Origin of the sequence: Pseudomonas sp. S31 (genome assembly GCF_016648105.1) — a bacterium.
Taxonomy (GTDB): domain Bacteria; phylum Pseudomonadota; class Gammaproteobacteria; order Pseudomonadales; family Pseudomonadaceae; genus Aquipseudomonas.
The window spans coordinates 1-13,849 of the sequence record NZ_JACVVE010000031.1 but is presented as its reverse complement, the minus strand read 5'-3'; the positions used below and the strand labels follow the sequence as shown (position 1 = coordinate 13,849).

Below are 13,849 nucleotides of genomic sequence, written 5' to 3'. Positions count from 1 at the left end.
GCTCATCCTCGTTGTTTTAATTGAGTCGAGCTGGGTGGTAACAAAACGTGTGCCAAAGTCATACAACACCCGTGCCAGAGGGGTTTGGCCGATTTTCAAGAGGTTCGAGCTCGGGGTGGCGATCAGGATCTGGATCAAAACTACAGCTGCTGATCAGAAACCTAATCAGACCGCTCCCAACGCTTCATCTTCTGCACGATGGTCGCCTGGCTCACACCCAGCGCCTTGGCGGCCAGGCGGGTGGTCTTGTGCTCGCGCATGGCGGCGAGGATCGCGCCGCGCTCGGCGTTCTCCACGACCTTGCGCAGCGGCAGCTGGTTTGGGTTGATGCGATCCGGATAGAGGTCGAGGATTTCCTCGGGCAGGTCCAGGGCCTCGATGGTGTCGCCTTCACAGGTGACCACCAGGCGCTCGACCAGGTTGACCAGTTCCCGGATGTTCCCGGGCCATGCGTACTCGCACAGCAGGTCCAGGGCTTCGAGCCCCCAGCTCATGGTGCGGGCATAACGTTCGCAGAACTGGCGCAGGTAGTGTTCCAGCAGCGTGGCGATTTCGCCGCTGCGCTCGCGCAGGGCTGGAATACGGATGGGCACCACGTTCAGGCGATAGTACAGGTCGGCGCGGAACAAGCCCTGCTCGACCCGCTGGCGCAAGTCGTGGTGGGTGGCGCTGATGATCCGTACATCCACTTCGCGCAGTTCGAGCCCGCCCACGGGGATGAAGCGGTTCTCCTCGATCACCTTGAGCAGCTTGACCTGCACCGACAGCGGCAGGTCGCCGATCTCGTCGAGGAACAAGGTGCCGTGGTTGGCCAGTTCCAGGAGCCCGCGCTTGCCTTTGGCCGCCGCCCCGGTGAAGGCCCCCGGCGCGTAGCCGAACAACTCCGCTTCGATCAGGTTTTCCGGCATCGCCCCGCAGTTGAGCGGGATGAAAGGCTCCTTGGCCCGAGCACTGGCATTGTGGATGTACTGCGCCAGCAGGCCCTTGCCGACACCGGTTTCGCCCAGCAGCAGCACCTTGACGTCACTGCCGGCCACCCGCCGGGCCTGGGCGAACAGCGGCCCTGACTGGGCCTGGTCGAACACCTGGGAAGACTGCGCCAGCTTCTGGTACTTGCCCGCGTGCAACTGCGCGGTGCTCTGGCGCAGTTTCTTGAGCCCGGCGAGTTCGTCGCGCTCGTGCTTCATGCGCAGCAGTTCGGTCATGTCCCGCACCGCGCTGACCACGTAACTGACCCGGCGGTCCTGGAAAATCGGCGTGGCGCTCACCAGCAGCTTCTTGCCGTTGCCCAGGCTCTGCATCACCGACACCGCCGCCCCCTGCTGCAGCACCCGCAAGGAGGCGGACTGCGATACCACGCCGTCGCGGACCAGCTCATGCATGCTGCGCCCGATCAATTGATCGCTGTGCAACCCGGTCAGGCGCTCGTACGCGGTGTTGACCTTGACGGTGATCCCGGCGCCATCGGTGATGTACACGCCGTCGTGCAAGGCGTTGAGAATGGTGTCGAAGGTCTGGTCGGTGAAATTCACAGCAAGGCTCGGGCTGGCGAAAAGCGTAAGTGTAAGGCGTTTCCATGCCCGCTGGCCTTAGACTTTCGCCATCACCTCGGCAATCGCCGCCGTCACCTGCAGGGTCGCAGCCTCGATCGGGCCGTCGTTGCGGCACAAGTACCACGCGTGGTCGACGAAGGCCTGCTCGAATGCCTGGGTGGCCGCCGCGTGCTCGTGAAATGCCTGGATGACCGTGCTGCCCAATCCACGGGTGCGCGCTGCCGCCCTCGCCCATGAGAGCTCAGGGTCGGTGATCACCCCGACGTGCAGGTCTGGCACACGTACCTGGCGCTCCAGGTTCAGGCGCAACGCTTCGTCGAAAGGGATCAACCGGCGAAATGCGGCATCGGACGGATACCAACGGTCGATCAGGATGATGCTGCCTGCGGGCTGCTTGGGCAGTACGTGCTGGGAAATCCAGGCGCGGCTGAGCGCCAGGCGCTGACAGATCTCGAGCTCCAGCGCGATGGACGGCTTTCTGGCCAACGCATTGACCAGGACCATGGTTTCGGCCCGGTACGGGTCATTGGCCTTCTCCGACAAGCGGATAACCGTATGACCGCGCGCCCTGAGCGCCCGGGTGACGGCTTCGGCAAGAGTGGTTTTACCGGTGCCCTTCGGGCCATCGAGGGCAATGAACAGTGAGGTTTTCATACTCCGCATCTTATCGGGTTTTGCGCGCAGCCCTGAAGCTAGCCGCGGGTCTGGCGCGGCAATTCGCCAAAACGCTGCCGATAGTAAGCGGAGAAACGGCCCATATGGGCAAAGCCATACTCCAGCGCCACTTCGGTGACACTGGCGCCAGGGTTGCCGAGCAAGTGGTCACGCGCCGCGTCCAGACGCAAGCTGCGCAAGCGCTCCATGGGGCTCTGGGCGTATTCACGCTGGCACACGGTATTCAAGCTGCGGATGCTCATACCCGCCTCGCTCGCCAGCTGCGGCAGACTGATGCTCTGGTTCAGGTAGCCGCGCATGCATGCCTCGATGCGTTCGAGGTGCCGCGCCGGCTGGCGTGGCTCGGCGTTGTCGGCGATTTCCGCGCAGCAGTGGCTGAGCAGGAACAGCGGCAGACTCTGCTCCAGGTGCTGGAGCCAAGGCGACAACGGCGTGACCTGCTGATCGCGGGGCAGATGCTCTAGTAGCTCGCTGACCAGGCGTAACCAACGCACTACCAGCGGGCGTTGCAGACGGCTCAAGGGTGGCAGGCCGGCGCTGGGGTGCAGCTGTGCTTGGGAGGCTTCGACCAAGGGGCGAGGCAGTTTCAGCATCAGCTGCTCGCAGCCGGCCTCCCACAGCACCCGCGCCTCTTCGCGCGGCGCCAACACGGCGGCGTCGCCTGGGCTCACGCAATGGCTGACGCCATCGCACTGCAAGGTGGCACTGCCCTGCAAGGGCATCTGCACCAGCACGAAATCTTCGAAAGGTTGCGGCCGGATCTCGACCTGGCCGCCGTAACGCAAGGCATAGAGTTCGCAGCTGGCGACCCGCCCCCGGTGCAAGGTGACGTCCACCCGGCCGTCGGGCCAGTCCAGTTCATGGTCAACCAGTGCCTCGCCCAGCCGCTGCTGGACGGCCTGGGCGGAGCTGCTGCAGAAGCCCGGTTGGTCGAACAACGCGGACAGGTCCAGCCCCAGGCGGTTGACGGTGCAGCCGTGCAAGCCGTTCATCTCACAACGACCGGTTGCGGCGGGCTTCGTTGCGCTGCAACGTGGCGCTGGGCGCCTCGTTGAAAAGCTTGCGGTATTCGCTGGCGAAGCGCCCCAGGTGCGAGAACCCCCAGCCCATGGCAATCACCGAAATGTTGCGCTGGGAGGCATCCTCGAGGATTTCCTGGCGCACGGCGCCGAGCCGGTATTTCTTCAGGTAGGCCATCGGCGATAGCCCGAACGATTTGCGAAACCCCTCGAACAGCTTGAACCGCGACACCCCCGCGGCGTGCTCGATGTCTTCCAGGTGCATTTCCTCGCGGGCATTGGCCTCGATGTAGTTCTTGGCCCGCACCAAGTAGTAAGGCAACTTGCTGTCGGTCTGCTCACGCAGTTCGCTGCTGTAGTTGTTGGGTTGCGACAGTATCAGCCCTTTGATCAGAGCGGTTTCCACGTCACGGCTGAAGGCCACGTGTTCGAACAGCCCATGGCCGCGCTCCAGTTCCTCGACGTAGTAGCGCGCCATGCGCCACCAGGACGCCGAGGCGCCCTCCACCGCATCCATGACCGGCTCGAACACCAGCGGCACGTCCAGCGGACGTTGCAACATCGACTCCAGGGTCTGGCGCATGGCCATGCGGGTGATCACCACCGAGACCTTGTGGCAGTCGCCAGTCATGCTCAGGGCCTGGGTCTCGTAGGGGGTGACGATCAGCCCCTGGTCGCAATCGGAACGCAGGCGCTGGCCGTTCTTGACCAGTTCCTGCTCGCCACGCAGTGGCAGGCTGAGGCTGTAGCAGTTGAGGTGTTCGGCATCCTCGACGCCAATGGTCACGTCGGTGCCGTATTCCATGCGCCCCAGGGTGGTGGACATGGACTTGAAGACGTTGGCGCTATGGTGGAAGTGAATGCGGTTCGGCTGGCGCGTCTGCAACTCGTGGGGCCCACAGATACCGGCCATCCAGTCACGGGCGCCGGCGAGGTCGTAGCGATCTATTCGAATATCTCTGAAGTGAACAATGCTCGGTTGATTCATGAAAGTGCACCCACGGCTAGGGATATCGGCGCGCTCTTCGGCGCGTTTGCTCATTAGCCAAGCAAAGGCCATGCCCCGCACACCGGGCCCGGGGCATATCCGGATTTTTTGGCTAGTAATACATGATTAAGTGGATATCCAGGCTCCCATGGGTTGGGCGAAGCCCTGAAACGACCCTGGGCCGGTCGATTCCAGCGCCAGGTGATGTTCGATTTCAGGGCAGAGCGTTACCAGAATTTCCAGGTGTACTGGGTGATCAGGCGGTTCTCGACCCAGTCGTTACCATGGCTGAACTTGGCTACCACATTACCGGCCTCGAAGCCCAGCCCTTGCAATGGCCCACTTTGCACCACGTAGGACAGCACAAAGTTACGCTCGCTTTCAGCGGCTTCGCTCAGGTTGTCACCGCGATCGATCGAAGTGCCCTTGAGGTAACGGGTCATGAATTTCAGCCCCGGAATGCCCATGCCGGCGAAGTCGTAGTCGTAGCGTGCCTGCCAGGATTTCTCGTTGGGCTTGATGAACGCCACACGCGACCAGTTCACCAGGAAGGGTTGCGGCACGTAGCCGCCCAGGGTCGGGAAGTTGCTGTCGCCAAGCTGGCGCTGGTAGCCGATGCCGAAGGCGTGGGCGCCCTTGCGCAGGGTGGTCATGATGCCGTACGAGCTGTTGTCGATCTTGCCGTACAGGGCATCGCCGTCTTCGTTGTTGTTGAAGTAGCGCAGGTCGGTCTTCAGCCCGTAACCTGCGCCCAGGTCGCTGACGTTGGTCACGCCCAGGTAGTGCTGCTGGTAGATGTCCTCGAGCTGGGCGTAGTAATAGCTACCGGTCCACGACTTGTTGAAGGCATAGCTGGCGCCAGCCAGGTTCATGCCGTCACTGCCGCGGACCACCCCAGAGCCGGTCTGCAGGTAGAGTTTCTCGTAGTTGGACGAGTTACGTGCGCCGATCTCGGTCAGGCGCCCGGCGTGCAAGGTCAGGCCGTCGATTTCCTTGGATTCCAGCAGGCCGCCACGGTAGGTGGTGGTCAGCTGGCGGGAGTCGTCGATCACCACCACCGGCAGGATCGGCCGCAGTTCGCCGATTTTCAGCTCGGTCTTGGAGTAGCGCATCTTGAAGGTCAAGCCACCACGCCCGTAATCGTCGGGCTGGGCCTGGCGGCTGACGCTGTAGGGGATGATGCTGTCGTCGCCGCGCCCGCCCCCGCCATCCAGGCGGATCGCGTACTGCACGTTGGCATCCACGCCGAACTGCAACGGCCCATCGCTGTAGCCAGAGGCGAAACGCAGGTCGAAGCCCTGAGTCCAACTGCCGACCCGCGAGCGCGCCGGGTTGTCGCCCTTGAAGTCGCGGTCGATGTAGAAGTTGCGCAGCCCCAGCGCCAGGTTGCTGTCATCGACGATATCGGCCTGCGCCAACAGCGGCGCACACAAGCCAACGGTTTGTACACCCCTCACCCACCAAGTTCGTTGCAACATGTCGTTCTTCCCCAGGCCGCACGCAACACGGCATTTTTTATTTGGACGGCCGCAAGGCCGCTATGCAGAGGGCAGTCGTTGTTACCGGTCGAGCGACACTCTGTCGGTGTCTGGGGATGAATTAAGCGGCAAGCCAGCGTGCAGCGGCTATCCCGTTACTTGAAGACAAATAGCCAATTGTTCAGCGCCGCAATACGAGAATTTTCCAGTTTTCGCGGCTGCGTTGACGCTGCCCGGAAATGTCGCCGAATTTCCGGATGCTATTCACTTATTAAGCGGATAGACCCTGCCGGAGATGAACTCATTTAATGGATGCATGAACTAGCCCTGATGGCCGAGGACTGCACCATGAGTCAAACGAGAAGCGTCGAACAGTGGAAACAATTCGTTGAAAGTTGCCTGGACTTTCGCCCGCAGGACGGTGTGTACCGTATCGCTCGCGACATGTTCACCGAGCCGGCGCTGTTCGACCTGGAAATGGAACTGATTTTCGAGAAGAACTGGATCTACGCCTGCCACGAGAGCGAGATCGCCAACAATCACGACTTCATGACCATGCGCGCCGGGCGCCAGCCGCTGATCATCACCCGTGACGGCGAAGGCCAGCTCAATGCCCTGATCAACGCCTGCCAGCACCGTGGCACCACCCTGACCCGGGTCGGCAAGGGCAACCAGTCGACCTTCACCTGCCCCTTCCACGCCTGGTGCTACAAGAGCGACGGCCGCCTGGTGAAGGTCAAGGCCCCAGGCGAGTACCCGGAAGGCTTCGACAAGGCCACCCGGGGCCTGAAGAAGGCTCGCATCGAAAGCTACAAGGGCTTCGTCTTCGTCAGCCTCGATGTGGCCGGGACCGACACCCTGGAAGACTTCCTCGGCGATGCCAAGGTGTTCTTCGACATGATGGTCGCGCAATCGCCCACCGGCCAGCTCGAAGTGCTGCCGGGCAAGAGCGCCTATACCTACGACGGCAACTGGAAGCTGCAGAACGAGAACGGCCTGGACGGGTATCACGTCAGCACCGTGCACTACAACTACGTCGCCACCGTGCAGCATCGCCAGCAGGTCAACGCCGAGAAAGGCCTTACCGCCAGTGACACCCTGGACTACAGCAAGCTGGGCGCCGGCGACAAGGAAACCGATGACGGCTGGTTCGCCTTCCACAACGGCCACAGCGTGCTGTTCAGCGACATGCCCAACCCGGCGGTGCGCCCCGGCTACGCCAGCATCATGCCGCGCCTGGTCGATGAACACGGCCAGGGCAAGGCCGAATGGATGATGCACCGCCTGCGCAACCTGAACATCTACCCGAGCATGTTCTTCCTCGACCAGATCAGCTCGCAGCTGCGCATCATCCGCCCGGTGGCCTGGAACAAGACCGAGATCAACAGTTTCTGCCTGGGCGTGGTCGGCGAATCGGATGCCGATCGCGAGAACCGCATTCGCCAGTTCGAGGACTTCTTCAACGTCTCCGGGCTCGGCACGCCAGACGACCTGGTGGAGTTCCGCGAAGCCCAGCGCGGCTTCCAGGCCCGTCTGGAGCGCTGGAGCGATATCTCCCGCGGTGAAGGCAAGTGGGTCGAGGGTGCCACGCCCAACAGTGAAACCATCGGTATCCGCCCGGCGCTGACCGGCACCGAGTTCACCCACGAAGGCCTGTACGTCAACCAGCACGCCAACTGGCAGCGTTTCCTGCTCGAAGGCCTGGCCCGCAAGGCGAACGAGCAGCAATCGCTCAAGCTCAAGGAAGTGTGACCATGAATGCGCAACTGCAATACCGCGTCGAGCAATTCCTCTACCGCAACGCCGAGTGCTGCGACCAGCAAGACTGGGATGCCTACCTGGCGATGTTCAGCGAAGACAGCGAGTTCCACTTGCCGCAGTGGGATTCCGAGCACGTCTACACCACCGACCCGAAAAAAGGCATGTCGCTGATCTACTACGCCAACCGTGGCGGCCTGGAAGACCGCGTGTTCCGCATTCGCACCGGCAAGGCCGCCTCGACCATCCCGATGCCGCGCACCGTGCACCTGCTCAGCAACGTGCGCATCGCCCCGCTGGAGGGCGACGAGCTGCAGGTGCGAGTCAACTGGCACACGCTGTTCTACCGCATGCAGACCAGCGAGCAGTTCTACGGCCTGGCCACCTACCGCCTGCGCCCTGACGGCGACAGCTGGAAGATCGCCCGCAAGCACGTGGTGCTGCTCAACGACCAGATCAACTCCGTGCTCGACTTCTACCACCTCTGATTTTTGCGGAAACTGCCCATGCCTTACAAAGTCGCCTTCAGTTTTGCCGACGGCAAGACGCTGTTCTGCCAGGTGCAGGGCAACGAGATCCTGCTCGACGCAGCCTTGCGCAGCGGCATCAAGATACCGCTGGACTGCCGCGAAGGCGTCTGCGCCACCTGCCAGGGCCGTTGCGAGTCCGGGCAGTACACCCAGGACTACGTGGACGACGAAGCACTGTCGGCCCAAGACCTGGCCGAGCGCAAGGTGCTCACCTGCCAGACCCGCGTACAGTCGGATGCCGCGTTCTACTTCGACTTCGACTCCAGCCTGTGCGGCAGCGCGGGCCCGGCCAGCCTGCAAGGCACGGTCAGCCGGGTGCAGCAGGTGTCGCCGACCACCGCCATCCTCCACCTCGAGACCGGCGCGGTCGGCGCCGCGCTGGATTACCTGCCGGGCCAGTACGCACGCCTGAAGGTGCCTGGCACCGAACTGCGCCGCTCGTATTCGTTCGCCAGCGCGCCCGGCGCCAGTCAGCTGCAGTTCCTCATCCGCCTGCTGCCCAGCGGCGTGATGAGCGACTACATGCGCGAGCGTTGCCAGGTGGGCGATGTGATCGAGCTGGAAGCGCCGCTGGGTGCGTTCTACCTGCGCCATGTCGACCGGCCACTGCTGCTGGTCGCCGGTGGCACCGGGCTGTCGGCGTTCCTCGGCATGCTCGACCAGATCGCCGTCCAGGGCGGCTGCGGCCAGCCGGTGCATCTGTACTACGGCGTGCGTGATGCCGCCGACTTGTGCGAACTGGCACGCATCGCGGCCTACGCCGAGCGCATTCCCGGGTTTCGCTTCACCCCGGTGGTCAGCGAACCGGACGCCGACTGGACTGGCAAGACGGGCTATATCGCCGCGCACCTGGACGTCGCGGCGCTGCGCGACCAGCCCTTCGATGTGTACCTGTGCGGCCCGCCGCCGATGGTCGAGTCGATCAAGACCTGGCGCAGCGACCACGGCCTGGAACACAGCCGCCTTTACCTGGAGAAGTTCACCGAAAGCAACAGCTGAACCCATAACAACAATTATTCGGCCCGCCCGAACAACGAAACGCTGCCCTCCTCGACCCCCTGCAAAGGCCGCATCATGAAAAAGCTGATAGTGCGTGCATGTCTGGCAACTACCCTCTGTGCGGCCGCGGCCGTGCAGGCCGTGGAGCCTGTCCGGATCGGTTTCATCACTACCCTCTCCACCCCCGCCGGTTACCTGGGCGAAGACTCTCGCGACGGCTTCCAGCTGGCGATCGACCAGGAAGGCGGCAAGCTGGGTGGCGTACCGGTGCAACTGATCGTCGAGGACGATGGCTTGCAACCGGCCAAGGCCAAGCAGATCGCCGACCGCATGAGTCTGGACGGCGTTTCGCTGTATACCGGGGTGATCTTCTCCAACGTGCTGGCGGCGGTGATCAACACCGCCACCAAGGACGGCTTCTACGTCAGCATCAACACCGCGCCGTCCACGCTGGCCGGCGAGAAATGCATGGCCAACTACTTCGTCGGCTCGTACCAGAACGATACCCCCCACGAGATGGCCGGGGTCGCCGCCAACGAACTGGGCTACAAGAAGATGGTCGTCCTCGCCCCCAACTACCAGGGTGGGCGTGACGCCCTGGCGGGCTTCAAGCGCACCTACAAGGGCGAGGTGACCGAGATCTACACCAAGCTCAACCAGCTGGACTTCTCGGTGGAACTGGCGCGCATCCGTTCGCTGGCCCCCGATGCGATCTTCCAGTTCCACCCCGGTGGTGGCGGCATCAACTTCGCCAAGCAGTACGGCAGCTCGGGCCTTTCGGCGAAGATCCCGATGGTCGTTCCGGTATTCTCGATGGACGAGCGCATGCTCGCGGCCACCGGCGAAGTGGCCAAGGGCACCAACATCGTCACCCTGTGGAACCCACAATCCACCAACCCGGCCAACCAGGCCTTCGTCAAAGCCTTTACCGAGAAGTACAAGCGCGAACCCACGGTATACGCCGCCCAGAGCTACGACACCGCACGCCTGATCGGCGCCGCGCTGAACACCACCCAGGGCAACCTCAAGGACGCGCCGGCGTTTCGCACGGCCATGCACAACGTCAAGTTCGACTCGATTCGTGGCAACTTCAGCTTCGCCCAGAACCAGCATCCGGTGATCGATTGGTACCTGCTGCAGGTACAGACCGGCGCCGACGGCAAACTGCAGGAAGTGCCGATCAAGACCCTGGCCAGCCACCACGTGGACAGCTACGCGGCGCTTTGCAAGCTGTGAACCGCTGCTGACGAACGCCCCGCAGCCTGCTGCGGGGCGCGCTCATGAGGAAAGGCTTATGTTATTGCTCGAACAGATTCTCAACGGGTTGCAGTACAGCGCCCTGCTGTTTCTGCTGGCCTCCGGGCTGACCCTGATCTTCGGCATCATGGGGGTGATCAACCTGGCCCATGGTGCCTTCTACATGGTCGGCGCGTTTTGCGCCGCCTATACCGCGATGAGCACCGGCTCTTTCTGGCTCGGCGGCCTGGCGGCCCTGATCGGCGCCGCTTGCTACGGCGCGCTGATCGAGACCTCGATCATGCGCAGGCTGTACAAGCGAGATCACCTCGACCAGGTGTTGGCGACCCTGGCGGTGGTGTTTTTCAGCAACGAGCTGCTGACCGTGCTGTTCGGGCGCAGCCCGCCCGCGATGCCGACCCCGGAGTGGTATTCGAGCTTCGTCCAGGTTTTGCCCGGGCTGATGTATCCGGTCAGCCGCCTGATGTTCATCGTCGCCGGTATCGTGGTGGCCATCGGCATGTGGTGGCTGATCAGCCGCACTCGCCTCGGCATGCTGATACGCGCCGGTGCCGACGACCATGAAATGGTCGGCGCGCTGGGGGTGAACATCGCCCGCCTGTATACCCTGGTGTTCGTCTTTGGTTGCGTGCTGTGCGGGCTCGCCGGGTTCATGGCAGCGCCATTGCTGTCGGTGGAAATTGGCATGGGCGAGAAGATCCTGATCACCACCTTCGTGGTCATCGTGGTCGGCGGCGTCGGCTCGGTGCGTGGCGCACTGGTCGGCGCCTTGCTGATCGGCATGGTCGACAGCCTTGGGCGAGCCTACATACCGCCGTTGCTCGACCAACTGTTGCCCAGCGAAAGCGCCGGCACGGTGAGCGCCGGCCTGGTGTCCGCCAGTGCCTACATCGTCATGGCCGTGGTGCTGCTGCTGCGCCCACGCGGCCTGCTACCGGCCCGAGCCTGAGGAGAACCCCGATGTCACCACGTCTTGTCATCGACCTGGCCTGCCTGGCCGTGTTCGCCCTGGTACCGCTGTTGGCCAACTGGCTGAACGAGCCGTACCTGGTCAGTTTCTTCACCCGCCTGGCGATCTACGGCATGGCCGCGATCAGCCTCGACCTGTTGATCGGCTACGGTGCGATGGTCAGTTTCGGCCACGCCGCGTTCTTCGGCCTCGGCGGCTACATCGTCGGCATCGTCGCCTTCCATACGTCCCAGGGCATGCCGCTGTGGGGTTGGGCGGGGAGCAACGATGCGCTGCTGGTGTGGCCGCTGGCCTTGCTGGTCTGCGCCTTGTTCTCGCTGGTGGTCGGCTACCTGTCGCTGCGCACCACAGGCGTGCAGTTCATCATGATCACCCTGGCCTTCGGGCAGATGCTGTACTTCGTGCTCAGCTCGCTGTCGCTGTATGGCGGCGACGACGGCATCCTGCTTGGCGAGCGCAACCACTTCGGCGCCCTGGACCTTGCCGACGCCAAACACTTTTATTACCTGTGCATCGCGTTGCTGCTGGGCTGGCTGCTGCTGTGCCGGCGCCTGGTGGGCTCGCGCTTCGGCTTCGTGCTGCGTGGGCTCAAGCAGAGCGAGCGGCGTACCGTGAGCCTGGGCCTCAAGCCCTTGCGCTATCGCCTCACCGCGTTCGTCATCGCCGGCACCGGCGGCGGTCTGGCGGGCATCCTCTGGGCCAACTATGCGTTGTTCGTCAGCCCCGACATGGGCGCCTGGCAGAAATCCGGCGAGTTGATGGCCATGGTCATCCTCGGCGGTGTCGGCACCCTCCTCGGCCCGCTGCTGGGGGCCGCGACCTACCTGGGGCTGGAACAGGTGCTCAGCCAGTGGACCGAGCACTGGATGCTGATCTTCGGCCCATTACTGTTGCTGGTAGTGCTGTTCGGCAAAAAGGGCGTGTACGGCCTGTTGCTGGGCCTGTTGCAGCGCAAGCGCAAACCGGCTCCGAGACTGATGGCGCCAAACGTGGAGGCGCAACCATGAGCGCACAACTGTCGATACGCCAGCTGCACAAGGCCTTCGGCGCCGTGAAGGCGACCAATGACGCCAGCCTGGAGCTGGCCAGTGGCGAGCTGCACGCGATCATCGGCCCCAATGGCGCGGGCAAATCCACCTTGATCGCGCAGATTGCCGGGGAGATCTTCCCTGACCATGGGGAGATCCACCTGCAAGGCCGCGACATCACCCGTGTGCCGGCCTGGGAGCGACCCTGCCTGGGCCTGGCGCGGGCGTTCCAGGTCAGCCAGCTGTACACCGAGTTCACTTTGCTGGAGAACGTCGGCCTGGCGATTGCCGCTCGTGATGGCAAGGCTTTCGGTATGTGGCAGCCGCTGGCCCGCGACCAGCGGCTGCTGGAGTCGGCGCGGCGTTACCTGCAACAGGTCGGCTTGCAGCACCGCGCGCATGACGCCGTCAGCGACCTGTCCCATGGCGAGCGGCGTCAGCTGGAGATCGCCTTGGCTCTGGCTCAGGAAGCGTCGGTGCTGTTGCTCGACGAACCCATGGCCGGTATGGGCGCCGAGGAATCAGCGCGCATGACCGAGCTGCTGCACAGCCTCAAAGGCCGCTACTCGATCCTGCTCGTCGAGCACGACATGGACGCGGTGTTTGCCCTGGCCGACCGCATCACCGTGCTGGTCTACGGCCAGACAGTCCTGACCGGTAGCGTCGAGCAGGTGCGTAACGACCCGCAGGTGCGGGCCGCCTATCTGGGAGAAGAACATGCTTGAAGTTCAAGGGCTGGTTGCCGGCTACGGGCTGAGCCAGGTGTTGTTCGACATGCACCTGAACATCGAGCAGGGCCAGGTGGTGTCATTGATCGGGCGCAATGGCATGGGCAAGACCACCACGGTGAAATCGATCATGGGGCTGATCAAGCCCAGTGCCGGCAGCATTCGCATCCACGGCACCGAAATGCGCGGTGCGGCGCCCTATCGCATTGCCAAGGCCGGCCTGGGCCTGGTGCCGGAAGGACGACGCGCGTTCAGTAGCCTGAGCGTGCGGGAGAATCTGCAGGCAACGGCCAGCAAGGGCAAATGGGATCTACAGCGGGTCTATCAGCTGTTTCCGCGGTTGCAGGAGCGCCAGGACCAGCTGTCGCGCACCTTGTCCGGTGGCGAGCAGCAGATGCTGGTGGTAGGCCGGGCGCTGTTGACCAACCCCAACCTGCTGATTCTGGATGAAGCGACCGAGGGATTGGCGCCCATCATTCGCGAGCAGATCTGGCAGTGCCTGGCGACGCTCAAGGCTGAGGGCGAGACGATCCTGGTGATCGACAAGAACCTCAAGGAGATGGCGCGGGTGGTGGATCGGCATCACATCATCGAGAAGGGGCGGCAGGTCTGGCAGGGGACGCCCCGGGAGCTGGCGGCGCAGCCGGAATTGTCGCAGCGGTATTTGGGGGTTTGAGAGGCGTACGCTTGGGATTTTCGTTGGGGCATAGAGCGAGCGCCGCCCGCGCGGCGCTCGATCTCGAAGCCGCTGAGAATCCCACGCCGATCCCCCACCAGCCTCACCACCTCCCCCCATAAACCTCGCCATTTTCGGATACAACTTTGCCGTAAACGGCTATATCCCCCCGCCCCCCCGGCGGTTAGTG

Annotated in this window: 13 protein-coding genes; 8 read left to right on the top strand and 5 right to left on the bottom strand. The window is 63.4% G+C overall.

Translation table 11 applies throughout. From position 1 onward, the window contains the following. Positions 1-161 precede the first annotated feature (161 nt). From IAE37_RS20765 to IAE37_RS20745, 5 genes are all read right to left on the bottom strand, one after another. The gene (locus tag IAE37_RS20765; protein WP_201176510.1) at positions 162-1,532 is read right to left on the bottom strand and encodes a sigma-54 interaction domain-containing protein; all 1,371 of its coding nucleotides are present in this window, start codon (positions 1,530-1,532) and stop codon (positions 162-164) included. 57 nt (positions 1,533-1,589) lie between these two features. Beyond that, positions 1,590-2,207, bottom strand: coding sequence for a dTMP kinase (locus IAE37_RS20760; protein WP_201176508.1), 618 nt, complete (start codon positions 2,205-2,207; stop codon positions 1,590-1,592). Positions 2,208-2,245: 38 nt separating this feature from the next. After that, positions 2,246-3,220 (bottom strand): AraC family transcriptional regulator, encoded by a 975-nt coding sequence (locus IAE37_RS20755; protein WP_201176506.1) that lies wholly within the window; start codon positions 3,218-3,220, stop codon positions 2,246-2,248. 1 nt (position 3,221) lies between these two features. Continuing rightward, entirely contained in the window at positions 3,222-4,235 is a 1,014-nt protein-coding gene (locus IAE37_RS20750) for an AraC family transcriptional regulator (RefSeq protein ID WP_201176504.1), read from the bottom strand. 227 nt (positions 4,236-4,462) lie between these two features. After that, positions 4,463-5,713 (bottom strand): OprD family porin, encoded by a 1,251-nt coding sequence (locus tag IAE37_RS20745; RefSeq protein ID WP_201176502.1) that lies wholly within the window; start codon positions 5,711-5,713, stop codon positions 4,463-4,465. Between the two features lie 348 nt (positions 5,714-6,061). On the opposite strand from IAE37_RS20745, the gene antA reads away from it, so the two are divergent. The 8 genes from antA (at position 6,062) to IAE37_RS20705 (ending at position 13,659) form a co-directional block, all read left to right on the top strand. Then, a complete protein-coding gene (gene antA, locus IAE37_RS20740) occupies positions 6,062-7,465 on the top strand; it encodes an anthranilate 1,2-dioxygenase large subunit (protein ID WP_201176500.1) in 1,404 nt (467 codons plus the stop codon). A 2-nt stretch (positions 7,466-7,467) separates the two neighbouring features. Further along, positions 7,468-7,959 (top strand): anthranilate 1,2-dioxygenase small subunit, encoded by a 492-nt coding sequence (gene antB, locus IAE37_RS20735; RefSeq protein ID WP_201176498.1) that lies wholly within the window; start codon positions 7,468-7,470, stop codon positions 7,957-7,959. 18 nt (positions 7,960-7,977) lie between these two features. Next, complete coding sequence (antC, locus tag IAE37_RS20730) at positions 7,978-9,000, top strand: anthranilate 1,2-dioxygenase electron transfer component AntC (RefSeq protein WP_201176496.1); 1,023 nt, start codon at positions 7,978-7,980, stop codon at positions 8,998-9,000. Between the two features lie 75 nt (positions 9,001-9,075). After that, on the top strand, positions 9,076-10,236 hold the full coding sequence (locus tag IAE37_RS20725; RefSeq protein WP_201176494.1) for an ABC transporter substrate-binding protein: 1,161 nt from the start codon (positions 9,076-9,078) through the stop codon (positions 10,234-10,236). 58 nt (positions 10,237-10,294) lie between these two features. Continuing rightward, a complete protein-coding gene (locus IAE37_RS20720; protein WP_201176492.1) occupies positions 10,295-11,206 on the top strand; it encodes a branched-chain amino acid ABC transporter permease in 912 nt (303 codons plus the stop codon). Between the two features lie 11 nt (positions 11,207-11,217). Beyond that, on the top strand, positions 11,218-12,234 hold the full coding sequence (locus IAE37_RS20715) for a branched-chain amino acid ABC transporter permease (protein ID WP_201176489.1): 1,017 nt from the start codon (positions 11,218-11,220) through the stop codon (positions 12,232-12,234). After that, on the top strand, positions 12,231-12,980 hold the full coding sequence (locus IAE37_RS20710; protein WP_201176487.1) for an ABC transporter ATP-binding protein: 750 nt from the start codon (positions 12,231-12,233) through the stop codon (positions 12,978-12,980). Before IAE37_RS20715 ends, IAE37_RS20710 begins: the two co-directional genes overlap by 4 nt. Beyond that, complete coding sequence (locus IAE37_RS20705) at positions 12,973-13,659, top strand: ABC transporter ATP-binding protein (RefSeq protein WP_201176485.1); 687 nt, start codon at positions 12,973-12,975, stop codon at positions 13,657-13,659. Before IAE37_RS20710 ends, IAE37_RS20705 begins: the two co-directional genes overlap by 8 nt. Positions 13,660-13,849 lie beyond the last annotated feature (190 nt).